Source organism: Streptomyces sp. NPDC037013 (genome assembly GCF_055607265.1).
This window is the reverse complement of sequence record NZ_JBVJRV010000010.1, coordinates 267805-291211: the sequence shown is the minus strand read 5'-3', so window position 1 is coordinate 291211 and position 23407 is coordinate 267805. Positions and strand designations below refer to the sequence as shown.

Genomic DNA, 23407 nt, shown 5'->3' with positions numbered 1-23407 from the left:
CCCGTTCGGTTGCTGACAGAAGCGTGCGGTTTTACGGATGCCTGCGGTTCTGCGGATGCGTGCGGTTACCGACTGGTGCTACTGGATCGTTGGTACCCGATTCGTCCCGGTCCCACCAGTCCTCGCGCAGGCTTCGCTCCCCTGGCGCAGGTCGAGGAGGCGGTGGGTCAGCTCCATCAGGCGGGCGCGGGCGGCCGGGTCGTAGGCCTGTTCGTGGGCGCGGGTGTCGGTGAACCGGTCGAAGTAGCGGCCCGTGGTGTCGTGCAGGTCGGGGTCGAGGAGCAGCCGCACGGTGGGCCGTACGCCCTCGTCGACGCCGACGGCGGGGGTCAGGCCGTAGGCGCGCAGCCCTTCGGTGTCCATGAGGTGGGCGGGGTGGAGGGTGTTCACCGTGACGCCGGTGCCGTCGAGTTCGGCGGCGAGCTCGAAGGTCGCCATGATCATCGCGAGCTTGCTGCGGCAGTACGCGCGCAGTCCCTCGTAACCGTTCTCCAGCATGACGTCGTCGAAGTCGATCGTCTCCTGCCCGATGGAGGCGACGTTGACGACGCGGGCCGGCGCGGAGGCGGTGAGCAGCGGCAGCAGCCCGCGCGCGAGGGCGTAGGGGGCGAGGTGGTTGACGGCGAACCGCAGTTCGTGGCCCTGCCTGCTGAACTCCCGCCGCAGCGGCTCGGCGCCGCCGCCCGCGACGGCGTTGTTGACGAGCCCGTCGAGCCGGGGCTCGGCGGCCCGGACGCGGGTGGCGAGCGCGCGGACCTCTTCGAGGTCGGCGAGGTCGGCGAGGTAGGTGCGGACGGCGGCGGCCGGGGCCCGGTCGCGCACCTCGGCCGCGACGGTGTCCAGGCGCGCCCGGTCGCGTCCGTGCAGGAGGACGGTGTGGCCGCGGTCGGCGAGGTCGAGGGCGATGCCGCGGCCGAGGCCCTGGGTGGCGCCGGTGATCAGGATCGTACGTGTGCTCATGTCCGCCACTGTGGCGGCGCGGGGCGACGGGTGGGGAGAGCCACCGGAGCCTGGTGTCAGCACCACCAGGGTCCGGCGGCGCGGCACCGGCGTCGCGGCGCACGACGACGGCCGGAGCCCCCGCACAGTGGGCTCCGGCCGTCGGCCTCGGGGGCGCGGGCTACAGGGCCAGGCCCGTCAGGACCATCACGCGCTCGTAGGTGTAGTCGTCCATCGCGAAGCGGACGCCCTCGCGGCCCACGCCGGACTGCTTGACGCCGCCGTACGGCATCTGGTCGGCGCGGTAGGACGGGGCGTCGCCGATGACCACGCCGCCGACCTCCAGGGCGCGGTGCGCGCGGAAGGCGGCCTGCAGGTCGTGGGTGAAGACGCCCGCCTGGAGGCCGTACTTGGAGTCGTTGACGGCGTCGAACGCCTCGCTCTCGCCGTCCACCTTCTTCAGCGTGAGGACCGGGCCGAAGACCTCCTCGCAGGCGATGGTGGTGTCGGCCGGTACGTCGGCGAGCACGGTCGGGGCGTAGGCGGCGCCGTCGCGCTTGCCGCCGGTGAGGATCTTGGCGCCGGCCTTCGCCGCCTCGTCGACCCAGGACTCGACGCGCTTGGCGGCGTCCTCGTTGACGAGCGGGCCGACCTCGGTGGCCGGGTCGGACGGGTCGCCGGTGACCTGGGCCTCGACGGCCTTGACCACGCGCGGCACCAGGCGGTCGTAGACGGAGGCGTCCGCGATGACCCGCTGCACGGAGATGCAGGACTGGCCGCCCTGGTAGTTGGAGAACGTCGCGATGCGCGAGGCCGCCCAGTCCAGGTCCTCGTCGGAGGCGTAGTCGGCGAGGATCACGGCCGCGCCGTTGCCGCCGAGCTCCAGGGTGCAGTGCTTGCGCGGCACCGAGTCCATGATCGCGTAGCCGACCTTCTCGGAACCCGTGAAGGAGATGACCGGCATCCGCTCGTCCTGGACGAGGGCGGGCATCTTGTCGTTGGCGACCGGCAGGATGCTCCACGCGCCGGCCGGCAGCTCGGTCTCGGCGAGCAGCTCGCCGATGACCAGGCCGGAGAGCGGGGTGGCCGGGGCGGGCTTGAGGATGATCGGCGCGCCGACGGCGATGGCCGGGGCGATCTTGTGCGCGCAGAGGTTCAGCGGGAAGTTGAACGGCGCGATGCCGAGCACGACGCCCTTGGGGAAGCGGCGGGTGAGGGCGAGCCGGCCCTGGCCGCCGGCGTCGGTGTCCAGGCGCTGGGCCTCGCCGCCGTTGAAGCGGCGGGCCTCCTCGGCGGCGAACCGGAAGACGGAGACGGCGCGGCCGACCTCGCCGCGGGCCCACTTGATGGGCTTGCCGTTCTCGGCGGAGATCAGCTGGGCGATCTCCTCCGTGCGCTCCACGAGCCTGCGGCTGACGTGGTCGAGGGCGGCAGCGCGGACGTGGGCCGGGGTCGCGGCGAACTCGTCGCGCACGGCGTACGCGGCGGCGACGGCCTCCTCGACCTGGGCGTCGGTCGGTACGGCGGCCTTGCCGACGAGCCGTCCGTCCCAGGGCGAGGTGACGTCGAGGGTGGTCTCGCCGGTGGTCTGGCGACCGGCGAGCCAGAAGGCGTGGATGGAAGTCATGTCGATTCCCGGCCCTTCCGCGGAGGTGTGTCTGGGGGTACGTCCCTCACCGTAGGGGCAGCGGGAGCGGCTGACGTTTGTCCGGCGCGGAGTACTGGCCGGGGGGCCTGCACCGGTTTGTATGGGGCGGGGCCTTTGTTTGGGCGTTTCCCGCGTGCGGGTGCGTTGTGGCTGGTCGCGCAGTTCCCCGCGCCCCTGGGATACCCGGCCGGCCCGGTGACGTTTACGTGCCGCCCGCCCTGCTTATCGCTCGGGGCGTTGCCCGTCGCGTGCGAGTGCGTCTCGGCTGGTCGCGCAGTTCCCCGCGCCCCTGGGGTACCCGGCGGGGCCCGCGACGTCCACCGGGGGAATCTCAGTCTGTGCCCATGGACGTTGCCTTGAGGGAGAGCCACAGTTCCATGCGGACGTCCGGGTCGTCGAGGGAGCGGCCGAGGATCTCCTCGACCCTGCGCATGCGGTAGCGCAGGGTGTGCCGGTGCACGCCGAGGTCGGCCGCCGCGGCGTCCCACTGCCCGTGCCGGGAGAGCCAGGCCCGCAGCGAGGCGACGAGGTCGCCGCGGCCCGTCGCGTCGTGCTCGTGCAGCGCCCGCAGCAGGCCGTCCGCGAACGCCCGCACCGCGTCGTCGGCGAGCAGCGGCAGGACGGAACCGGCCGCCAGCTCCTCGTGCTCGACCAGGGCGCGGCCGCGCCGCCGCGCGACGGACAGCGCCTGTTCGGCCTGTTTGTACGCGGTGGCCGCGGCGATCGGCCCGGCCGGCGCGGAGAGGCCCATCACCAGCTCGGCCTCCTCGCCGGACCCGGCGGACTCCCGCCCCGCCGCGCCCCGCCCCGCCTCCAGCGCCGTCGCGTACTGCGCGCAGGCCCTCGCCCCCGCGCCGCCGTCCACGACGAGCAGCACGAGCCGTTCGCCGTACGGCACGACGAGCAGTGCCTCGCCGGAGCGCGCGGTCGCCGCCTCGACGACGTCGACGAGCGCGGCGAGCGGGTCGCCGCCCGCCGAGACATCGGCCACGGCGGCCAGGACCGCGGCCGAGGCGGTGCCGGCCGTGCCGGTCTCGCCCTGTTCCTCGGCGCCCGCCCGTACCCGGGCCGCCGACGCGGACGCCACTTCCGCGACGACGAGGCGGAAGGGCGCGTCCAGGAGGCCGCCGTACAGATTCCCGGCGACGGTCCGCGCGTGGTCGGGCTCCCCGGCGAGCAGCATCCGCAGCACGGCGGCGCCGATCCGCTGTTCGGCGGCGTGCAGCGAGCGGGAGCGCTCCGTGGTGAGGGTGAGCAGCGCGATGGCGGAGTGCAGCGCGTACCGCTCGGCGGTGCCGAGGGTCGACGCCGTGCCGACGGCGAGCGCGGCGCGCGGGCGGCGGCCGGTGCCCAGCGAGTGCAGCTCCACGCGGTCCTCGGTGCCGGAGACGACGGAGCTCGCGGGGGCCGGGCGCTCGCGGAGGCGTTCGACGTCGGCGGTGAGGCGGGCGGCGCGGCGGTTGGCCCACTCGGGTGCGGTGGCGACGACGGCGCCGGACGCGTCGTACAGCGCGGCCCAGCCGTCGACCTGGCCGGCGAGGGCGAGCAGCAGCCCTTCGGGGCCGTCGGTCAGGGCCTGCTTGGTCAGTTCGCGCTGGGCGGCGAAGCCCGCCGTGACGGCCTTGTACTGCTCGGCGGCGATGGCGGCGGAGACGGCCTTGCTGATGGCGAGGAACGGGGTGCGCCGCGGCACCTCGATGAGCGGCAGGTCCGCTTCGGTGGCGGCGTCCAGGAGGGCCTTGGGGATGTCGGGGTAGTGCACGCCGACGGCGAAGCCGAGGCCGACGACGCCTGCGCCCGCGAGCCGTTTCACGTAGCGCCGCATGGCCTCCGGGTCCTCCGCGTCCAGCTTCAGCGCGGTGATCAGGAGCAGCTCGCCGCCCTCCATGTAGGGCACGGGGTCGGCGAGCTCGCTGGCGTGCGCCCACCGCACGGGGGCGTCCAGGCGCCCCTCGCCCGCGCGCACGGTCAGCTTGAGCGCGGAGTGGTGGACGAGCGAGGCGAGCGTGGGCGGCATGGGACCTTCAGGTCTGCGGCAGGCGGGGCGGGCGGGTTTCCGTCGACGGGTGTGGATCTTTTGGCCGGTCCGTATGAACGACCTGTGTCGATTCTGCCTCACCGTACGGTGCGCTCGGGACCGAACACCTCGTACGTGACGATCCGGGAACCCGTCCGCGCTGGGCCCTTCGGGTACCCCTCCCCGGCGGCTTCAGGCCCGCAGGTCGACGAGGAGCGGAGGCGCGTACTCGCCCCGTACGTCGGTCAGCGACAGCACGGCGTGCCCCGGCGGCACCCCGTGCGCCAACTCGGACGCGGACCACCGCTCACGCTCGACCTGGCGGACGGTGACGGCGCGGGCGGTCGGGGCGTGGCCGGTGATGACCCGGCGCAGCACGTGCACGGTCTTGCCCAGGGGGGTCTCGGCGATGATCTGCCGGTCGGTGACGTCGCGCGCCTCCGTCCACTCCTTGCCCCAGACCTCCGCGAAGTCCTGGCCGTCCCACGGGGTGAGGCCGGAGAGCGCCATGCGGCAGCCGGTCGCGCCGAGCAGCGGCGTGCGCAGCGGCCGGGGTACGTCGTCGAGCGTACGCAGGGTCATGACGACGCCCGCGTTGGCGGACCGCAGGCGCTGGATGCGGCGTACGGACTCCGGGGTGACCGTGCCGGACGCGTCGTCCAGGACGAGACAGGCGAAGAGCGAGCGGTCGTCGCGGGCGGTGGCGCTCGCGGTGAACTGGGCGAGGACGAGGCGGGCCAGGATCCGCGAGGCGTCGGCGTGGCCGCGTTCGGGGAGGTCGATGCGGACGCGCACGGGGTGGTCCAGGGCCCGCAGCGAGAACGGGGTGCTCTGTCCCGAGGTGTCGAAGAAGGCCGCGAACGCGGGCCGGTCGAGCAGCGCGATGCGGTCGGCGAGGACCGCCCCCGGGTCGCCCGGGTGGCCCGCCTGCCGTTCCCGGGCGTCGAGCTCGCGGATCATGGCCTCCTGCCCGGCCTCCTGCAGCGCCTTGCGCAGCGCGCCGAGCCGGTCCGGCGAGCCGTCGAGCAGGGCGCGCAGTTCCGGCACGGAGGGGAAGCGCCGGTGGACGGCGAGGAAGGGGCCGAGGAGCTGGGCGAGGCAGGTCGTGGAGCGGCGGCTGTCGCCGCTGGGGTGGGGGTCGACGAGGTCGCCGACGAGCGCCTCGGCGAGTACGGCGGCGGCCTCGTCCGGGTCGTCGGTACCGCCGTACAGGTCGAGGTCGTACACGGAGTCGGGGTGTCCGACCCGTACCACCACGTCGTAGTCCTCGGCGGGCCCGAGCCCCGCGCCCGCGGCGCCGACGACCACGACCGCGGCCCGTCCCGCGAGGGCGCCCAGACACAGCGACTCGGCGATGGGCCAGACCACGCGGGCGGTCTTGCCGGACCCGCCGGGCCCCACGGCGAGCAGCGAGGTGCCGATCAGGTCGGGCCCGAGCGCGAGCCCGGTCCCGCGGTAGGCGTACGGGTTACGGGGGTCGTCGACGGTCGTCCCGATCCGCACCTGCGCCGTGGCGAGGTCGTGGCGCGCGGCGCGCTGGGGCAGGTCGCGGTCGCCGGACGGGTGCATGCAGGCCGCGGCCCCGTCCCGAACGACCGCGTCGTTGAAGGCGGCGAGCGGGCTGCGGCCTGCGCGTACCGAGCGCCAGGCCCGCGCGATCCGGGCGTGGTCCACGTCCCGCATCAGCCCGGCCCGCGCGTCGGCGGCGAGCCGGTCGGCGGCGTCCCGCGCGCCCGCGGCCCGCAGCTGCGGCCACTGGGCGGGGTCCTCCTCGGGGGCGGGCGGCGGCGGGGGCGCGTCGGGGCGGCGCAGGAGGGGGACCACGAACCGTCGCCAGACCTCGGACCAGCGGCCGATCCGGCCGACGGCGATCATGATGCCGACCACGATGACGGTGTAGTAGCCGTACCAGACGACGGCGTTGCCGATCGGGTCGGCGGTGTGGATCCAGGCGTCGGGCAGGAGCAGTTCGAGCGGCAGCACCCACCAGCCGCCCAGGTATCCGTTCCACAGCAGGGACCACAGGAGCCATCCGACGAGGAAGGCGATGAGCGCCCCGCTCAGCAGCTGCCGCGTCGGGATGACCTCGGGCTCCTGCTCCGGGCGCGGCCGGTGCGCGAACCGCCAGATGCCGGGCGGCGCCGCGGGGCGCGGCGCCCGCAGCCAGGCCAGGAAGGCGGGCCCGTCGGGCAGCGGCGCCGCCCCCGGTGCCTGCGCGGGCCGGGGCGGGACCCCGGGCGCGGGCACCCCCGCGAGCGGCACCGCGGCCCCGTGCGGAGGCGCCGCCGGGCGCGGCACAGGCGTGGCATGTGTGCCCTGCGCGTCCTGCGTGCCGTCGGAATCCATGATTCTTGCCCCCTGGCCTGCCGCTCTCCTGGTTCGCGGCTCAATCTAGTGCCCCCACAAGGGGAGTTCACCGGATACGCGCCCGGGCCTGCGGTGATCCGCTCTCCGGGAAGCCGCCGGCCGCACCCCGTACCGCCCGCGCGCCCGGCCGGCCCGCTATGTCCATCGCGGACAACCGCCACGGCGAACGACTCCCCGATGGAGCATGCCCGCGCCCTGGCGGCGCCCCTAACCTGCGAAGAAAGCAGTAGCGCGTCCGTATCGTCGCCCCACCCCCCAGGAGCCCCCATGACCGCCCTTCCCCAGGAGCGTCGCGTCGTCACCGCCATTCCCGGCCCGAAGTCGCAGGAGCTGCAGGCCCGCCGTACCGCCGTGGTCGCCGGTGGCGTGGGCTCCGTGCTGCCCGTCTTCGCCGCGCGCGCGGGTGGCGGCATCATCGAGGACGTCGACGGCAACCGTCTGATCGACTTCGGTTCCGGCATCGCCGTGACGTCCGTCGGCGCCTCCGCCGAGGCCGTGGTGCGCCGGGCCACCGCGCAGCTCGCGGACTTCACCCACACCTGTTTCATGGTCACGCCGTACGAGGGCTACGTCGCCGTCGCCGAGGCGCTCGCGGAGCTCACGCCGGGTGACCACGAGAAGAAGTCAGCCCTGTTCAACTCGGGCGCCGAGGCCGTCGAGAACGCCGTCAAGATCGCCCGTGCGCACACCAAGCGCCAGGCCGTCGTCGTCTTCGACCACGGCTACCACGGCCGCACCAACCTCACGATGGCGCTGACCGCCAAGAACATGCCGTACAAGCACGGCTTCGGCCCGTTCGCGCCCGAGGTCTACCGTGTCCCGGTCGCCTACGGCTACCGCTGGCCGACCGGTGCCGAGAACGCCGGACCCGAGGCCGCCAAGCAGGCCATCGACATGATCAACAAGCAGGTCGGCGCCGAGAACGTCGCCGCGATCATCATCGAGCCGGTGCTCGGCGAGGGCGGCTTCATCGAGCCCGCCAAGGGCTTCCTGCCCGAGATCGTGAAGTTCGCGAACGACAACGGCATCGTCTTCGTCGCGGACGAGATCCAGTCGGGCTTCTGCCGGACGGGTCAGTGGTTCGCGTGTGAGGACGAGGGCATCGTCCCCGACCTGATCACCACCGCCAAGGGCATCGCGGGCGGTCTGCCGCTCGCCGCCGTGACGGGCCGCGCCGAGATCATGGACGCCGCGCACGCGGGCGGCCTCGGCGGCACCTACGGCGGCAACCCGGTGGCCTGCGCCGGTGCGCTCGGCGCCATCGAGACGATGAAGGAGCTCGACCTCAACGCCAAGGCGAAGAACATCGAGTCGGTCATGAAGGGCCGCCTCTCCGCCATGGCCGAGAAGTTCGACATCATCGGCGACATCCGCGGCCGCGGCGCCATGATCGCCATCGAGCTGGTCAAGGACCGCACGACCAAGGAGCCGAACCCGGAGGCGACCGCCGCGCTGGCCAAGGCCTGCCACGCGGAGGGCCTGCTCGTGCTGACCTGCGGCACGTACGGCAACGTCCTGCGCTTCCTGCCGCCGCTGGTCATCGGCGACGACCTGCTCAACGAGGGCCTGGACATCATCGAGGGCGCGTTCGCCCGCGTCTGAACCGCCCGGCAGCATCTCGCGCGAAGGCCCGTACGGATCTCCGTACGGGCCTTCGTGGCGTCCGGGGGGCCGTCTCGGCGTGTGACGTGCGCGGACCTCGCGCGATGGGGCCGCCGCGCCCCGGAGTGACCGTCGGGGCGTGTGAAGAAGGTGTGCGGGCCCCATGTCGGGTTGCCGATCTGTCTGTCGGGCCGCAATCACCTGCCGTACGGTTTCTGCAGTTGAGAGAAACACCCCGCCCCCGGGGGACCGTGGGCGGCGCCATGGTGGAGCCTCCCCAGCCCCGCCTTGGTCGTGCCTTTGCGCACACACCCGGAGTCTCTGGCTCCGGAACTCCTCACCGATCGGACGGCCGCCCGCCCCACACCCCCCGGGGCGCGCGGACCACCGATCCCGACGGCCGCCTCGGCGCCTCACCCGACGGACCCGCCTCTGCGGGCCGGCTCGGACAGGCCGGGCCGGCCGCCACCGAAGGGCTAGCGCACTCCCCCCCTTGCGCTAGCCCTTCGGCATGTTCCGGGGCGCGTGCCCGTGCCGCCGCGCGCTCGTCGCACGCGGGGGCGAGCGTTCCTGCCAGGGTGGGGGCCATGTCTGCATCTCCGGCCCCGGACCCCCGGGGCGTCCCAGCCGCGCCGGAGGACCGGGCGTCCGTGCCGCGGCGCCCGGCCCTCGCGCTCGCCCTGTGCGGGCTGCTCTTCGCGGTCCTCACCTGGCAGGTCCTCGCCGACGGCCCGCTGCGGCGCGCCGACGAACGCGCCGGGCACGCCCTCGCGGGCAGCAGGCTGCCGGACCGCGCCGCGGAGCTCCTCGCCGACCTCGGCAACATCACGGTGGCGGTGCCGGTCCTGGTCGCCGTCGCCGCGTACACCGCCTGGCGCGCCCGGCGGGGCGGCGCGTTCCGCTGGTGGCTGCCCGCCGTCGCCGCGCTCGCCGCCCTCGCCGCGGTGCCCGTGCTCGTCGCCCCGCTGAAGGCGCTGGTCGGCCGGCCGGGGCCGCCCGGCTCCGCGGGACACGAGGGCTTCTATCCGTCGGGCCACGCGGCGACCGCCGCGGTCGCCTACGGCGCGGCGGCCCTGCTCCTGCTGCCGCTGCTGCGCGGCGCGTACGGCCGTCGCGAACTGCTCATCGGCTGCTGCCTGTTGAACGTCGCCGTCGGGTACGGGCTCGTGCGGCGCGGGTACCACTGGCCGCTGGACGTGGTGGCGAGCTGGTGCGTGGCCGTGGTGCTGCTGCGGGCCGCGCTCGCCGTGGTCAGCCGAAGTACGCGTCGAAGTTCTTCGAGAACTCCCAGCCGCCGTAGCGGTCCCAGTTGATCGACCAGGTCATCAGGCCGCGCAGCGCGGGCCAGGTGCCGTGGGTCCGGTACGAGCCGCAGGCGCTCCCCTTGGTCAGGCAGTCCAGGGCCTTGTCGACCTCGGCGGGCGGCACGTGGCCGTTGCCCGCGTTGACGGAGGCGGGCATGCCGATGGCGACCTTCTGGGGCGGCAGGGGCGGGAAGACGTTGTTCGCGTCGCCCGCCACGGAGAAGCCGGTGAGCAGCATGTCGGTCATCGCGATGTGGAAATCCGCGCCGCCCATGAAGTGGTACTGGCCGTCCAGGCCCATGACGGGCCCGGAGTTGTAGTCCTGGACGTGCAGCAGCGTGAGGTCGTCGCGCAGGGCGTGGATGACCGGGAGGTAGGCGCCCGCGCGGGGGTCCTGGCCGCCCCACTTCCCGGTCCCGTAGTACTGGTGGCCGAGCTGCACGAAGAAGGTCTCCGGCGCCATGGTGAGCGTGAAGCCGCTGCCGTAGCGGGCCTTGAGGGTCTTCACCGCGGAGATGAGGTGGACGATCGTGGCGGTCTTCGGCTTCTTGAAGTCCGTGTCGTCGGCGTCCATGGCGAGCGAGTGGCCCTCGAAGTCGATGTCCAGGCCGTCGAGGCCGTACCTGTCGATGATCGCGGAGACCGATGAGACGAAGGTGTCGCGGGCCTGCGCGGTGGTGAGCCGCACCTGGCCGTTCTGGCCGCCGACGGATATGAGGACCTTCTTGCCCGCCGCCTGTTTGGCCTTGACCGCGGCCTTGAACTCCGCCTCGGTCTCGACGTTCGGGCACTCCGTCTTCGGGCAGAGGCCGAAGCGGATGTCGCCGGAGGTCGGGGAGGTGGGTTCGCCGAAGGCGAGGTCGATGACGTCCCAGCTGTCGGCGGTGTCGGCGAGCCGGGTGTAGCCGGAGCCGTTGGCGAAGCTGGTGTGCAGGTAGCCGACGAGGGTGTGGTCGGCGGGGGCGGCGGCCGTTTCCGCGGGGGCCGCCGTCGCGCGGGTGGAGAGGAGGCCGGACGCGGCGAGCGCGCAGGCGGCCACGGTGACCACGGCGAGACGTCTGATGCGACTGGCCCGGCCGGTGTGGGGCAGGAATCGGCCGGTGCGGGGCGAGATGGGGCGGTCCACAACTGCCTCCGGACATGGGGGGATTGGAGGGCGGGTCGCGCTCAACTTGGTCCAGACCAATCGAGTTGTCAAGGTGTCCGGCAGCTCACCCCTCCTCCTCCCCCGCAAGCCGCGCCGTCGCCTCGTGCATCGCGAGTTCGAGCAGCGCGGGATCGGTCAGGGTGCCGGAGCCGTCCGGCGGGACCAGCCAGCGGACACCGCCCGAGGCCCGCCCCGGATGGGGCACGACGATCCAGGTGCCGCGGCCCGCCCCGCGTACCCCCGTGCCGAGCCAGCGCGAGGCCGTGCCCGGCGGCACGAAGAACCCCATGCGCTCGTCACCGAAGTCGGCGAGCACGGGCCCCGGGCGGTCGACGCAGCGGGTCAGCACGTCCAGCGTGGGATAACCGAGGTCACCGGGGAGGATCAGCACGTCCCAGCGCCGCCCGGCCGGCAGAAGAGCCACCCCGAGGGGGCTGCGCTCCCACTCCCAGCGGCAGGCGTCCGGGTCCGGTGCCACCGACACCAGCCATTCGACCGCCGACTTCGCCCCTGGACCACCCGATCCGCGTGAGCCGGTCATGGTGAGACCTCCCTTTCCTGTACGACAACAGCGCTCGTGTCAGGAGAGAGAGGTCTCGGGGCGGAGCATTACGCGGGTTCGGGCCGCCGGTTGGTGGTGAGGGGGCGCGGGGGACGGGCGAGGCGTGCGCCGGTAGATCACACCCCGCTCACCGGCCCGTCGTCCGGTCAGCTGTCGAAGCCGAGGCCCAGCTTGTCCATCGTCTTGAGCCAGAGGTTGCGCCTGCCGCCGTTGGCATCGGAGCGGGCGAGCGACCACTTGGTCAGCGCGACGCCGGTCCACGCGAACGGCTCCGGCGGGAATGGCAGCGGCTTCGTGCGGACCATCTCCAGGCTCGTGCGCTCCGTCCGCTCGCCGGAGAGCAGGTCGAGCATGACGTCGGCGCCGAACCGGGTGGCCCCGACGCCGAGCCCCGTATAGCCCGCCGCGTAGGCGACCCGGCCCTTGTGGGCGGTGCCGAAGAACGCCGAGAAGCGCGAGCAGGTGTCGATCGCGCCGCCCCACGCGTGCGTGAAGCGCACCCCCTCAAGCTGCGGGAAGCAGGTGAAGAAGTGCCCGGTGAGCTTGGCGTACGTCTCGGGGCGGTCGTCGTACTCGGCGCGCACCTTGCCGCCGAACGGATAGATCGCGTCGTACCCGCCCCACAGGATGCGGTTGTCGGCGGAGAGCCGGAAGTAGTGGAACTGGTTGGCGCTGTCGCCGAGTCCCTGGCGGTTCTTCCAGCCGATCGAGGCGAGCTGCTCGTCGGTGAGCGGCTCGGTCATCAGCGCGTAGTCGTAGACCGGCACGGTGTACGCGCGCAACCGCCTGACCAGCGAGGGGAAGATGTTGGTGGCGAGCGCGACCTGGCCGGCGAAGACGCGCCCATAGGGGGTGCGGATCGCCATGCCCGCCCCGGCGGAGGCCAGTTGGAGGGCGGGCGTGTGCTCGTAGACGCGTACGCCCTTGGCCAGGCAGGCCCGCTTCAGGCCCCACGCCAGCTTCGCCGGGTTCAGCATGGCGACGCCGTCGCGGTCCCAGAGGCCGCCGAGGAAGGTCGGCGAGTCGACCTGCTCGCGCAGCGCGTCCGCGTCGAGCAGTTCGCTGCCGCCCGCCAGCCCGTGCCGGGCCATCTCCTCGTACATCTCGCGGAGTTCGGCCAGCTGGTGCGGTGCGGTGGCGACGTCGATCTCGCCGGTGCGCTCGAAGTCGCAGTCGATGGAGTAGCGCTTGACGGCCGCCTCGATCTCGTCGAGGTTGCGGGCGCCGAGCTCCTCCAGCTTCCCGATCTCGCCGGGCCAGCGGGCGAGGCCGTTGCCGATGCCGTGGGTGAGGGAGGCGGCGCAGAAGCCGCCGTTGCGGCCGGAGGCGGCCCAGCCCGCCTCGCGGCCCTCGACGAGGACGACGTCACGCCGCGGGTCGCGCTCCTTGGCGATGAGCGCGGTCCACAGTCCGCTGTAGCCGCCGCCGACCACCAGCAGGTCGCACCGGTCGTCGCCGGTGAGGGCCGGCTCGGGCGAGGGCCTGCCGGGGTCGTCCAGCCAGTACGAGACCGGCCGGGCGTCGGAAAGGGAGGAGGTCCAACGGGTCATGGCGCTTGGGGCCATGATTTCCACTCCTTCGAGAGGTCAGGGCGTCAGTCGGGAACGTGGGAACGTCACTGCGCCTGTTTGTTGCGTCGCTTGCCGAAGAGCATTCCGGCGAGCACGAGAATGACGGCGACGAGGAACATCGCCGTACCGATCACATTGATCTGAACGGGCGTGCCCCGCTGCGCCGATCCCCAGACGAACATGGGGAACGTCACGGTCGAGCCCGCGTTGAAATTCGTGATGATGAAATCGTCGAAGGAGAGCGCGAAGGCGAGCAGCGCGCCCGCCGCGATGCCGGGCGCGGCGATCGGCAGCGTGACCCTCAGGAACGTCTGCACGGGTCCCGCGTAGAGGTCCTGCGCGGCCTGTTCCAGGCGCGGGTCCATCGACATGACGCGCGCCTTGACGGCGGTCACCACGAAGCTGAGGCAGAACATGATGTGGGCGATGAGGACCGTCCAGAAGCCCAGCTGCGCGCCCATGTTGAGGAAGAGCGTGAGCAGCGAGGCGGCCATGACGACCTCGGGCATCGCCATCGGCAGGAAGATCAGCGAGTTGACCGCGCCGCGCGCCCGGAAGCGGTAGCGCACGAGCGCGAAGGCGATCATCGTGCCGAGCACGGTCGCGCCGATCGTCGCCCAGACGGCGATCTGCAGGCTCAGCGACAGCGACCCGCACATGTCGGCGACGCCGCACGGATCCCGCCACGCGTCGAGCGAGAATTCCTGCCAGGAGTAATTGAAGCGCCCCTTCGGTTTGTTGAAGGAGAACACCGTCACGACGACGTTGGGAAGCAGCAAATACGCGAGCGACAACAGGCCCGCGATGACGATGACATTGCGTCGCAGCCAGCGGAAGAAAGCGGCCATCAGACGAGATCCTCCGTCCCTGACTTGCGGATGTAGAAGGTCACCATGAAGAGGATGGCGGCCATGAGGATGAAGGAGAGCGCCGCGGCCGTCGGGTAGTCCAGGATGCGCAGGAACTGCGTCTGGATGACGTTACCGACCATGCGGGTGTCGGTGGAGCCGAGGAGGTCCGCGTTGACGTAGTCGCCCGCCGCCGGGATGAAGGTGAGCAGGGTGCCGGAGACGACGCCCGGCATGGAGAGCGGGAACGTCACCTTGCGGAAGGTCGTGGCCGGTGTGGCGTACAGGTCGCCCGCGGCCTCGTGCAGCCGTCCGTCGATGCGCTCCAGCGAGGTGTAGAGCGGCAGGATCATGAACGGCAGGAAGTTGTACGTGAGGCCGCAGATCACCGCGAGGGGCGTGGCGAGGACCCGGTCGCCCGAGGTGACGCCGAGCCAGCCGGTGACGTCCAGGACGTGCAGGGAGTCGAGGGCGCCCACGACGGGCCCGCCGTCCGCGAGGATCGTCTTCCACGCCAGCGTGCGGATGAGGAAGCTGGTGAAGAAGGGCGCGATCACCAGGACGAGGATGACGTTGCGCCAGCGCCCCGCCCGGAACGCGATGAGGTAGGCGAGCGGGTAGCCGAGCAGCAGGCACAGGATCGTCGCGGCGCCCGCGTACAGCACCGAGCGCAGGAACTGCGGCCAGTAGTCGGTGGCCGCGTCCCAGTACGTGGCGAAGTGCCAGGTGACCTTGAAGCCCTCTTCGAGGGAGCCGGTCTGTACGGAGGTCGACGCCTGGTAGACCAGCGGCAGCGCGAAGAAGACGATCAGCCAGAGGATGCCGGGGAGCAGCAGCCAGTAGGGGACGAGGCGGCCGCGTTTGCGGGGCTTGCGCGGGGCGGCGTCCGCCGGTTCGGTCGCGGGCGCCGGGGGTGGCGCGTCGGTCACGGTGGTCATGCGGAGACGTCCTCCTCGACCTTCTCGACGCCCGCCTCGGCGTCCTGTGCGGCGTCCAGGCCGAAGGTGTGCGCCGGGTTCCAGTGCAGGACGACCTCGGCGCCGGGGGTGAGCCTGCCGTCGCGCTCGATGTTCTGCGCGTACACCTCGAAGGAGGGACAGACGGGACTGCGGACGACGTACTGCGTGGAGACGCCGATGAAACTGCTGTCGGCGATGCGGCCCGTGATGCGGTTGCGGCCCTCGGGAATCTGCCCCGCGTCGTCGGCGTGCGTGAGGGAGATCTTCTCGGGGCGGACACCGACCAGGACCTTGCCGCCGGTGGCGGTGGGGCCGCTGCACCGGGCGGCGGGCAGCGTCAGCTTGCAGTCGCCCGCCTTGACGACCAGGTCGCCGCCGGACGCGGCGCCGGTCTGGATCTCGGCCTCGATGAAGTTCGAGGTGCCGAGGAAGTTGGCGACGAAGGTGGTGCGCGGGTTCTCGTAGAGGTCGGCGGGGGCGCCGAGCTGTTCGACCCGGCCGCCGTTCATCACGGCCACGGTGTCGGCCATCGTCATGGCCTCCTCCTGGTCGTGCGTGACGTGCACGAAGGTGATGCCGACCTCGGTCTGGATGCGCTTGAGCTCCAGCTGCATCTGGCGGCGCAGCTTCAGGTCGAGGGCGCCGAGCGGCTCGTCGAGGAGGAGCACCTTGGGGTGGTTGATGAGGGCGCGGGCGACGGCGACGCGCTGCTGCTGGCCGCCGGAGAGCTGGTGCGGCTTCTTGCGGGCCTGCTCGCCGAGCTGGACCAGGTCGAGCATCTCGCCGACCTTGCCCTTCACCGATTTGATGCCGCGCCGGCGCAGGCCGAAGGCGACGTTCTCGAAGATGTCCAGGTGCGGGAAGAGCGCGTACGACTGGAAGACGGTGTTCACGGGCCGCTTGTACGGCGGCAGGGCCGTCACGTCCTGGTCGCCGAGGCGGACCGTCCCGGTGCTCGGCTCCTCCAGGCCCGCGATCATGCGGAGCGTGGTGGTCTTGCCGCAGCCCGAGGCGCCGAGCAGCGCGAAGAAGGAGCCCTGCGGCACGGTGAGGTCGAGCGGGTGCACGGCGGTGAAGGAGCCGTACGTCTTGCTGATCCCGGTGAGGCGGACGTCGCCGCCGTGTTCTTGAGCAGTGGTCATGGTGAGGTCCAGGAGAAGTCGGGGGGGACAGGAGGCGCCCCTTCAGGGGCGCGGGGAACTGCGCGAGCAACCACAGGAGAGCCGCGGACGCATTCACGCCGAAGCGCAGCCGCCTACGTCCCCGTGAGCTTTGCGAACTTCTCTTCGTACGCCGTCTCTTCCTTGGGCGTGAGCGACCGGAACGCCCGTGACTTCTCCTTCATCTCCTTGTCGGGGATGATCAGCGGATTCGACGCCGCGTCCTCGTCGATCTTCGCGAGCGCGTCCCGCACCCCGTCGACGGGGCAGACGTAGTTGATGTACGCCGCGAGGCGGGCCGCGGGCTCCGGCTCGTAGTAGTAGTCGATGAGGCGTTCGGCGTTCTTCTTGTGCCGGGCCTTGTTCGGGACCAGGAGGTTGTCCGAGGACGTGATGTAGCCCTGCTCGGGGATGAAGAAGTCGACCTCGGGGTTGTCGGCCTTCAGCTGCACGATGTCGCCGGCCCAGCCGAGGCAGGCGGCCATGTCGCCCTTGGCGAGGTCCGAGGTGTAGTCGTTGCCGGTGAAGCGGCGGATCTGCTTCTTGTCGACGGCCTTCTGGAGGCGGGCGATGGCCGCGTCGAAGTCGTCGTCGGTGAAGTCCTCGGGGTTCTTGCCCATGTCGATGAGGGTCATGCCGACGGAGTCGCGCATCTCGGAGAGGAATCCGACGCGGCCCTTCAGCTTCGGGTCGTCGAGCAGCTGGGAGACCGAGGTGACCTTCTTCCCGCCGGTCGCCTTCTTGTTGTAGGCGATGACGGTGGAGATGCCGGTCCAGGGATACGAGTACGCCCGGCCGGGGTCCCAGTCGGGGTTGCGGAACTGGGCCGAGAGATTGGTGTACGCGTGCGGCAGGTTGGCCGGGTCCAGTCTCTGGACCCAGCCGAAGCGGATCAGCCGGGCGGCGAGCCAGTCCGTGACGCAGATGAGGTCGCGTCCGGTCTCCTGTCCTGCGGCGAGCTGCGGCTTGATCTTCCCGAAGAACTCGACGTTGTCGTTGATGTCCTCGGTGTACTTGACCTGGATCCCGGTGCGCTTCGTGAACGCGTCCAGGGTGGGCCGCCGGCTCTCGTCCTTCTCGTCGACGTCCATGTACTCGGTCCAGTTGGAGAAGGCGATCCGCTTCTCCGTGGCCGAGTGGTCGTCGGAGGAGACCTCGCCCTGTTCCTTGCCCGCCGCGGGGATCCCGCAGGCGCTCAGGGTGCCGAGACCGCCGACGGCGAAGGCGCCGCCCGCGGAGGCGCGCAGCAGCGAACGGCGGGTCAGGGATCCCCTGCCGTTGCGCAGACTGCGGTGCATGGCGGCCAATTGGGCCGGGGACAGGAGGTCGGGCTCGTACTGCTCCATGCGCGTGGTTGCCCTTTCGGGAGGAAGGCGGCCGCTGGTCGTGCGGCCTGCGGCCCTGCGGCCTGTTGGCTATCGGTCCCCGAAAATCGTGCGGTGCCAGTCCTTGCGGACCACTGCGGTGTTGTCGAACATGACGTGCTTGACCTGCGTGTACTCCTCAAACGAGTACGCGGACATATCCTTTCCGTAGCCCGAGGCCTTGTAGCCGCCGTGCGGCATCTCGCTGAGGATCGGGATGTGGTCGTTCACCCATACGCACCCGGCCTTGATCTCGCGGGTCGCGCGGTTGGCCCGGAAGACGTCGCGGCTCCAGGCGGAGGCGGCGAGGCCGTACGGGGTGTCGTTGGCCAGCCGGATGCCCTCGTCGTCGGAGTCGAAGGGCAGCACCACGAGGACCGGCCCGAAGATCTCGGACTGCACGACCTCGCTGTCCTGCGCGGCGTCGGCGATGAGGGTGGGCTTGTAGTACGCGCCGGGGTGGTCGAGCGCCGCGCCGCCGGTGACCACGCGTGCGTAGGAGCGGGCCCGCTCGACGAAGCCGGCGACCCGGTCGCGGTGCGCGTGCGAGATGAGCGGCCCCATGTCGGTGCTCGGGTCGAACGGGTCGCCGAGCCGCACGCTCTCCATGAGGTCGGCGACGCCCTGCACGAAGGCGTCGTAGAGGGGACGCTGGACGTACGCGCGCGTGGCGGCCGTGCAGTCCTGCCCGGAGTTGATGAGCGCGCCCGCGACCGCGCCGTGTACGGCGGCCTCGAGGTCGGCGTCGTCGAAGACCACGAAGGGCGCCTTGCCGCCGAGTTCGAGGTGCAGCCGCTTGACGGTGGCGGTGGCGATCTCGGCGACGCGCTTGCCGACGCCGGTGGACCCGGTGAAGGAGGTCATGGCGACGTCGGGGTGGCCCACCAGGTGCTCGCCGGCGTCCTTGCCCGCGCCCGTGACGATGTTGACCACGCCGTCCGGGATGCCGGCCTCGGTGGCGGCCTGCGCGAAGAGCAGCGAGGTGAAGGGGGTCAGCTCGGCGGGCTTGAGGACGATGGTGTTGCCCGCCGCGATGGCGGGGAGCACCTTCCAGGCGGCCATCTGGAGTGGGTAGTTCCAGGGCGCGATGGAGCCGACGACACCGATCGGCTCGCGCCGTACGTACGAGGTGTGGTCCCCGGTGTACTCGCCGGCCGACTGGCCCTGGAGGTGGCGGGCCGCGCCCGCGAAGAAGGCGGCGTTGTCGACGGTGCCGGGGACGTCGAACTCCCGGCTCAGCTTGATCGGCTTGCCGCACTGCACCGACTCCGCCTGCGCGAACTCCTCGGCGCGCTCGGCGAGGACGCCCGCGAAGCGGTGCAGGGCGTCGGAGCGCTCGCCGGGGGTGGCGCCCGCCCAGCCGGGGAACGCCTCGGCGGCCGCGGCGACGGCGGCGTCCACGTCGTCTCTTCCGGCGAGCTCGTACGTGTGGACCGCCTCGCCCGTGGCGGGGTCGACGACGGCATGGGTGCTGCCGGAGGTCCCCTTGGTCAGCCGCCCGGCGATGTACTGCGCGCCGTCCGCGAAGTGGTCCCGCGCCTGGAAGTTGTGCATGACGCTCTCCTCCGCCGCCCTCCCCGTCCCGCGGGGGTCGGCGTAGCTCCAGATCGATTTGAGTGCCGATCCTGACAGAGGGCCGGTGGCCCAACAAGTGATTCCGTTGTTGCCTTTTGGTTACGCGACGGAATCTGTCGACCACGTGTCGAGTCATCCCGAAAAACCAAGGACGGAATGTCCGTGGCGCGTGCCAGACTCGCGTGCATGACGGAGATCGACTCGAACCGCCCCATCCGCTCGGTGGAGGCGCTGGTCAGCGCCGTGCGGGCGGGCGAGAGAGTGAAGTACCTGTATTTCTGGGGCCACACCCCCCGCCGGGACGGCTCCCTGGGGCCGAGCTGCCTCAGCCAGTGGTGGCCCGCGCCCTTCACCGTGGACGGCGTGGCGTACGCGACGGCGGAGCACTGGATGATGGCGGCCAAGGCCCGCCTCTTCGGGGACCCGGACGCGGAGCGGGCGGCCCTGACCGCCCGGACCCCCGCCGAGGCGAAGAAGGCGGGCCGGCTCGTGCGCGGCTTCGACGAGGCGCTCTGGTCCCGCGAGCGGTACGAGATCGTGGTCGAGGGCAGCGTCCACAAATTCGCCTCGGACCCCGCGCTGAGGGCCTTCCTGACGGGGACGGCCCCCCGCGTCCTGGTCGAGGCGAGCCCCCTGGACCGCGTGTGGGGCGTGGGGCTCGCGGCGGACGACCCGCGGGCGCAGGACCCGGCGAAGTGGCGGGGCCCGAATCTGCTCGGGTTCGCCCTCATGGAGGCGCGGTCCCTGCTGGCCGAGCCCACGGCCGGCTAACGCCGCGCGAGCACCTCCGCGGAGACGGCGTGCCCGCCGGAGCGCCCGGCGTCCGCTCCCTCATCGGCCCAGTCGTCCGGCACCACCAGCAGGAGCACCAGGAACGCCACACCCAGCACGATGCCGGCCGCCCCGCAGATGATCCCCGCGAGCGCCTGGCCCCCGTTGGTCGCCTCGCCGCGCCGTGCCTTCGCGCGCCCCACCGCGCCGAAGATCACCGCGAGGATGCCGAGGACGATCGCGAGCGGCCACAGGCAGAAGCCGACCGCGGCGATGATCCCGAGGACGAGCGCGGTCACGCCCATGCCGTTGGCGGGCGCCATCGGCATGGCGGGCCAGCCGTAGCCGGGCGCGCCCGGACCGCCCGCACCGCCCGGGTACGCCGGGTATCCCGGGTATCCGTACGGCGGCTGCCCGGGGCCGTCCGGGGAGACCGGGGGCGGCGGCACCGGCTCGCCCGGCGCCACGAAGGGATTGCCGGCCTGCGGATCGCCGCCCTGCGGCGCACCGGGCGGCACGGGAGCCCCGTACGGCGGCGCGAACCCACCGGACGGTGCCCGGCTCCCCCGCTCTCCGGCGGCCCCCGCCGCGCTCGCGGAGCCGACCGCCCCCGCATCCTCGCCCGGCGGCGCCCAGGGGTCCCGCTCCCCCGGCTCTTCCCGCTCCTCCGGCGCCCCGGGCGCCCCCGCGCCACCCGTCCCGGGCACGGCGTCATCCTCCGACTTGGCGGACATCACGGGTCACCTCTTTCGTACGTTCCGTCATGCTACGGCCCCCGCTTGGCCCGTGCCGGGCGCCGCCTACGATGAGCCCGACCCACCGATCAGCCGATCAAGCCCGTTCCTGGGGAGGAAACCGTGACCGAGCACCAGCAGACCGCAGCCGCACCGGACAGAGACCAGCACGCGTTCATCGCCGGACTGCCCAAGGCGGAACTGCACGTGCACCACGTCGGCTCGGCCTCCCCCCGGATCGTCTCCGAGCTCGCCGCCCGGCACCCCGACTCCGCGGTGCCCACCGACCCCGAGGCGCTCGCCGACTACTTCACGTTCACGGACTTCGCGCACTTCATCCAGGTCTACCTCTCCGTCGTCGACCTGATCCGCACCCCGGACGACGTGCGCCTGCTCACCTACGAGGTGGCCCGCGACATGGCACGGCAGAACGTCCGCTACGCCGAGCTGACCATCACCCCGTACTCCTCCGTCCGCCGCGGCATCGACGACCGCGCCTTCATGGACGCCATCGAGGACGCCCGCAAGGCGGCCGAGAGCGAGTTCGGCACCGTGCTGCGCTGGTGCTTCGACATCCCCGGGGAGGCCGGTCTCGTCTCGGCGGAGGAGACGCTCCGGCTCGCCGTCACCGACGGGCTGCGCCCCGAGGGGCTGGTCTCCTTCGGCCTCGGCGGGCCCGAGATCGGCGTGCCGCGCCCGCAGTTCAAGCCCTACTTCGACCGGGCCATCGCCGCCGGCCTGCACTCCGTCCCGCACGCCGGCGAGACAACGGGACCCGAGACCGTCTGGGACGCCCTCACCCACCTGCGGGCCGAGCGCATCGGCCACGGCACCACGTCCGCCCAGGACCCCCGGCTCCTCGCCCACCTCGCCGAGCACCGCATCCCGCTGGAGGTCTGCCCGACCTCGAACATCGCGACCCGCGCGGTCCGTACGCTCGACGAGCACCCGCTCAAGCAGTTCGTCGAGGCCGGCCTCGTCGTCACCATCAACTCGGACGACCCGCCCATGTTCGGCACCGACCTGAACACCGAGTACGCCGTGGCGGCCCGACTCCTCGGCCTCGACGAGCGCGGCATCGCCGACCTCGCCAAGAACGCGGTCGAGGCCTCCTTCCTGGACCCGGCGGGCAAGGCGCGGATCGCCGCCGAGATCGACACGTACACGGATACGTGGCTCGCCCCGTAAGTACCGCGGCACCACAATGGGCCCATGCGCACCGTGACTGCTGTGGCCCACCGAGGCGACCCCTACCGCGTCCGTGAGAACACGATCCCGTCCCTGCGCTCCGCGCTCGCTCTGGGCGCGGACGCGGTGGAGGTCGACGTCCGTCTGACCGGCGACGGCGTGCCCGTCCTACTGCACGACGCGACGCTCAAACGGCTGTGGGGGTACGAGCGGCCGCTCGCCGTCCTGTCCGCCGCCGAGGTCGACGGCCTCACGGAGGGCGGCGTACCGACCCTGGAGGCGGCGCTCGCGGCCACCGAGGGGCACCGGCTCATGATCGATCTGCCGGGTGCGACGCACGACGCGGTCCGCACCGTGGTCGGCGCCGTCGCCGAGTGCGGCGCGGCCGACCGCGTGTACTACTGCGCGGGCGGGGAGTCGATGCTCGCCGTGCGCGAGGCCGATCCGGCCGCCGAGATCGCGCTGACCTGGACGACGCTCGCGCCGCCCCGTCCCGTCCTGCTCGACGCGGTGAAGCCGCGCTGGCTCAACTACCGTTTCCCGCTGGTCGACCGGGACCTGGTCTTCCGGGTGCACCGCCAGGGCCTGCTCGTCTCGGCCTGGACCCCGGACACCCGCCGTTCGATGCGCCGCCTGATCGACGCGGGCGTGGATGCGATCACCACCAACCGCGTCGACGTCCTGAGGTCGTTGCGCACGTCCTGACTCTTCGGGGTACCCGGGCCGGATGAGCGAGAGCGAGATTCTGGTGGGGACCTGTTCGTGGACGGACCGCGCGCTGCTGGCCAGCGGCTGGTATCCGCGGGGCCTCAGGGACGCCGAGGGGCGGCTGCGCCACTACGCGGGGCGCTTCCCCGTCGTCGAGGTCGACTCGACGTACTACGCGCTCCCGGCGGAGCGCACCTGCCTGCAGTGGGCTGAGCGCACCCCGGACGGCTTCCGTTTCGACGTGAAGGCGTTCTCGATGCTGACCGGGCATCCCACCCGGCAGAGCGTCCTCCCGGCCGACCTGCGCGGCCGGGCGGCCGGTCCCGGACTCGTCGACGCCGTGTGGCGGCGCTTCCTGACGGCGCTCGAACCGCTGCGCGCGGCCGACCGGTTGGGCACCCTGCTCTTCCAGTTCCCGCCCTGGTTCGCGCCGGGCGGCAGGTCGGAGAACACGCTCGTGGAGTGCGCGCGGCGCGCCGCGGGGTGGCCGGTGGCCGTGGAGTTCCGGCACGCGGACTGGTGGGGCGAGGAGCAGCGGGACCGGACCGCCGCGCTCCTGTCGGAGCTGGACCTGGCGGCGGTGGCGGTCGACACACCGCAGGGCCTGCGCCACTCCCTGCCCCCGGTGGCGCCCGTCACCGTACGGCGGCACGCGGTGATCCGCTTCCACGGCCGCAGCGAGGCGTGGGGCACCGGCTCCAAGGAGGACAAGTTCCGGCACAGTTACTCGGAGGCGGAACTCGCCCAGTGGCTGCCGCGCATACGTCACATGGCGGCGCACGCGGACGAGGTCCACGTACTGTTCAACAACTGCTGCGGGGACGCGTCCGTCCGGGCGGCGGAGACGATGGCCCGCCTGGTCGAGACGGACATCGCCGGGCGCGTCTCCCTGGGGACCCGCTCCACCTCCACCTGACCGCCGGGCGCGGCGCCCTTCCACGGG

At 72.4% G+C, this 23407-nt stretch carries 18 protein-coding genes and 1 pseudogene; 6 read left to right on the top strand and 13 right to left on the bottom strand.

Going from position 1 to position 23407, the window contains the following annotated elements:
• Positions 1 to 78 precede the first annotated feature (78 nt).
• From ACZ7DY_RS34050 to ACZ7DY_RS34035, 4 genes are all read right to left on the bottom strand, one after another.
• The gene (locus ACZ7DY_RS34050; RefSeq protein WP_471142438.1) at positions 79 to 960 is read right to left on the bottom strand and encodes an SDR family NAD(P)-dependent oxidoreductase; all 882 of its coding nucleotides are present in this window, start codon (positions 958 to 960) and stop codon (positions 79 to 81) included.
• A 160-nt stretch (positions 961 to 1120) separates the two neighbouring features.
• Complete coding sequence (locus ACZ7DY_RS34045; RefSeq protein ID WP_471142436.1) at positions 1121 to 2566, bottom strand: aldehyde dehydrogenase family protein; 1446 nt, start codon at positions 2564 to 2566, stop codon at positions 1121 to 1123.
• A 352-nt stretch (positions 2567 to 2918) separates the two neighbouring features.
• On the bottom strand, positions 2919 to 4604 hold the full coding sequence (locus tag ACZ7DY_RS34040) for a PucR family transcriptional regulator ligand-binding domain-containing protein (protein ID WP_471142433.1): 1686 nt from the start codon (positions 4602 to 4604) through the stop codon (positions 2919 to 2921).
• Positions 4605 to 4796: 192 nt separating this feature from the next.
• Positions 4797 to 6950: an ATP-binding protein gene (locus ACZ7DY_RS34035; protein ID WP_471142431.1), complete on the bottom strand. Its 2154-nt coding sequence runs from the start codon at positions 6948 to 6950 to the stop codon at positions 4797 to 4799.
• 288 nt (positions 6951 to 7238) lie between these two features.
• On the opposite strand from ACZ7DY_RS34035, the gene gabT reads away from it, so the two are divergent.
• Positions 7239 to 8573 (top strand): 4-aminobutyrate--2-oxoglutarate transaminase, encoded by a 1335-nt coding sequence (gene gabT / locus ACZ7DY_RS34030; protein WP_471142429.1) that lies wholly within the window; start codon positions 7239 to 7241, stop codon positions 8571 to 8573.
• A 221-nt stretch (positions 8574 to 8794) separates the two neighbouring features.
• The gene (locus ACZ7DY_RS34025) at positions 8795 to 9886 is read left to right on the top strand and encodes a phosphatase PAP2 family protein (protein WP_471142427.1); all 1092 of its coding nucleotides are present in this window, start codon (positions 8795 to 8797) and stop codon (positions 9884 to 9886) included.
• Here the strand turns inward: ACZ7DY_RS34025 and ACZ7DY_RS34020 are convergent.
• The 8 genes and pseudogenes from ACZ7DY_RS34020 to ACZ7DY_RS33985 form a co-directional block, all read right to left on the bottom strand.
• Positions 9825 to 10829: pseudogene (locus tag ACZ7DY_RS34020) on the bottom strand (chitinase); the annotation flags it as partial. The gene ACZ7DY_RS34025 and the pseudogene ACZ7DY_RS34020 overlap by 62 nt on opposite strands.
• A 259-nt stretch (positions 10830 to 11088) precedes the next feature.
• Complete coding sequence (locus ACZ7DY_RS34015) at positions 11089 to 11565, bottom strand: hypothetical protein (RefSeq protein WP_471142424.1); 477 nt, start codon at positions 11563 to 11565, stop codon at positions 11089 to 11091.
• 167 nt (positions 11566 to 11732) lie between these two features.
• A complete protein-coding gene (locus tag ACZ7DY_RS34010) occupies positions 11733 to 13151 on the bottom strand; it encodes an NAD(P)/FAD-dependent oxidoreductase (protein ID WP_471142421.1) in 1419 nt (472 codons plus the stop codon).
• Between the two features lie 50 nt (positions 13152 to 13201).
• Positions 13202 to 14005 carry an ABC transporter permease gene (locus ACZ7DY_RS34005; protein ID WP_471142419.1) on the bottom strand — a complete coding sequence of 268 codons (804 nt, stop codon included), beginning with the start codon at positions 14003 to 14005 and terminating at the stop codon, positions 13202 to 13204.
• Positions 14005 to 14943, bottom strand: coding sequence for an ABC transporter permease (locus ACZ7DY_RS34000; protein ID WP_471142417.1), 939 nt, complete (start codon positions 14941 to 14943; stop codon positions 14005 to 14007). The genes ACZ7DY_RS34005 and ACZ7DY_RS34000 overlap by 1 nt, the downstream gene beginning before the upstream one ends.
• Positions 14940 to 16106, bottom strand: coding sequence for an ABC transporter ATP-binding protein (locus tag ACZ7DY_RS33995; RefSeq protein WP_471142415.1), 1167 nt, complete (start codon positions 16104 to 16106; stop codon positions 14940 to 14942). Before ACZ7DY_RS33995 ends, ACZ7DY_RS34000 begins: the two co-directional genes overlap by 4 nt.
• Positions 16107 to 16219: 113 nt before the next feature.
• Positions 16220 to 17470, bottom strand: coding sequence for a polyamine ABC transporter substrate-binding protein (locus ACZ7DY_RS33990; RefSeq protein WP_471142413.1), 1251 nt, complete (start codon positions 17468 to 17470; stop codon positions 16220 to 16222).
• Positions 17471 to 17539: 69 nt separating this feature from the next.
• Positions 17540 to 19042, bottom strand: coding sequence for a gamma-aminobutyraldehyde dehydrogenase (locus ACZ7DY_RS33985; RefSeq protein ID WP_471142411.1), 1503 nt, complete (start codon positions 19040 to 19042; stop codon positions 17540 to 17542).
• 207 nt (positions 19043 to 19249) lie between these two features.
• On the opposite strand from ACZ7DY_RS33985, the gene ACZ7DY_RS33980 reads away from it, so the two are divergent.
• A complete protein-coding gene (locus ACZ7DY_RS33980; RefSeq protein ID WP_471142410.1) occupies positions 19250 to 19834 on the top strand; it encodes an NADAR family protein in 585 nt (194 codons plus the stop codon).
• Here the strand turns inward: ACZ7DY_RS33980 and ACZ7DY_RS33975 are convergent.
• Entirely contained in the window at positions 19831 to 20568 is a 738-nt protein-coding gene (locus tag ACZ7DY_RS33975; protein ID WP_471142409.1) for a DUF4190 domain-containing protein, read from the bottom strand. The two genes, ACZ7DY_RS33980 and ACZ7DY_RS33975, sit on opposite strands and share 4 nt — an antisense overlap.
• 123 nt (positions 20569 to 20691) lie before the next feature.
• Between ACZ7DY_RS33975 and ACZ7DY_RS33970 the strand changes: the two genes are divergently transcribed.
• From ACZ7DY_RS33970 to ACZ7DY_RS33960, 3 genes are read left to right on the top strand one after another with little or no spacing between them, the layout of a single operon-like run.
• Entirely contained in the window at positions 20692 to 21756 is a 1065-nt protein-coding gene (locus ACZ7DY_RS33970) for an adenosine deaminase (protein ID WP_471142406.1), read from the top strand.
• 24 nt (positions 21757 to 21780) lie between these two features.
• Positions 21781 to 22461, top strand: a complete 681-nt coding sequence (locus ACZ7DY_RS33965) for a glycerophosphodiester phosphodiesterase (protein ID WP_471142405.1) — start codon at positions 21781 to 21783, stop codon at positions 22459 to 22461.
• Between the two features lie 22 nt (positions 22462 to 22483).
• On the top strand, positions 22484 to 23380 hold the full coding sequence (locus tag ACZ7DY_RS33960; protein ID WP_471142404.1) for a DUF72 domain-containing protein: 897 nt from the start codon (positions 22484 to 22486) through the stop codon (positions 23378 to 23380).
• Positions 23381 to 23407: the final 27 nt, after the last annotated feature.

Bases quoted from the DNA above. Each gene is read 5' to 3' on its own strand.
- ACZ7DY_RS34050 (WP_471142438.1), bottom strand. From the start codon at position 960: ATGAGCACACGTACGATCCTGATCACCGGCGCCACCCAGGGCCTCGGC.
- ACZ7DY_RS34045 (WP_471142436.1), bottom strand. From the start codon at position 2,566: ATGACTTCCATCCACGCCTTCTGGCTCGCCGGTCGCCAGACCACCGGC.
- ACZ7DY_RS34040 (WP_471142433.1), bottom strand. From the start codon at position 4,604: ATGCCGCCCACGCTCGCCTCGCTCGTCCACCACTCCGCGCTCAAGCTG.
- ACZ7DY_RS34035 (WP_471142431.1), bottom strand. From the start codon at position 6,950: ATGGATTCCGACGGCACGCAGGACGCGCAGGGCACACATGCCACGCCT.
- gabT (WP_471142429.1), top strand. From the start codon at position 7,239: ATGACCGCCCTTCCCCAGGAGCGTCGCGTCGTCACCGCCATTCCCGGC.
- ACZ7DY_RS34015 (WP_471142424.1), bottom strand. From the start codon at position 11,565: ATGACCGGCTCACGCGGATCGGGTGGTCCAGGGGCGAAGTCGGCGGTC.
- ACZ7DY_RS34010 (WP_471142421.1), bottom strand. From the start codon at position 13,151: ATGGCCCCAAGCGCCATGACCCGTTGGACCTCCTCCCTTTCCGACGCC.
- ACZ7DY_RS34005 (WP_471142419.1), bottom strand. From the start codon at position 14,005: ATGGCCGCTTTCTTCCGCTGGCTGCGACGCAATGTCATCGTCATCGCG.
- ACZ7DY_RS34000 (WP_471142417.1), bottom strand. From the start codon at position 14,943: ATGACCACCGTGACCGACGCGCCACCCCCGGCGCCCGCGACCGAACCG.
- ACZ7DY_RS33995 (WP_471142415.1), bottom strand. From the start codon at position 16,106: ATGACCACTGCTCAAGAACACGGCGGCGACGTCCGCCTCACCGGGATC.
- ACZ7DY_RS33990 (WP_471142413.1), bottom strand. From the start codon at position 17,470: ATGGAGCAGTACGAGCCCGACCTCCTGTCCCCGGCCCAATTGGCCGCC.
- ACZ7DY_RS33985 (WP_471142411.1), bottom strand. From the start codon at position 19,042: ATGCACAACTTCCAGGCGCGGGACCACTTCGCGGACGGCGCGCAGTAC.
- ACZ7DY_RS33980 (WP_471142410.1), top strand. From the start codon at position 19,250: ATGACGGAGATCGACTCGAACCGCCCCATCCGCTCGGTGGAGGCGCTG.
- ACZ7DY_RS33975 (WP_471142409.1), bottom strand. From the start codon at position 20,568: ATGTCCGCCAAGTCGGAGGATGACGCCGTGCCCGGGACGGGTGGCGCG.
- ACZ7DY_RS33965 (WP_471142405.1), top strand. From the start codon at position 21,781: ATGCGCACCGTGACTGCTGTGGCCCACCGAGGCGACCCCTACCGCGTC.
- ACZ7DY_RS33960 (WP_471142404.1), top strand. From the start codon at position 22,484: ATGAGCGAGAGCGAGATTCTGGTGGGGACCTGTTCGTGGACGGACCGC.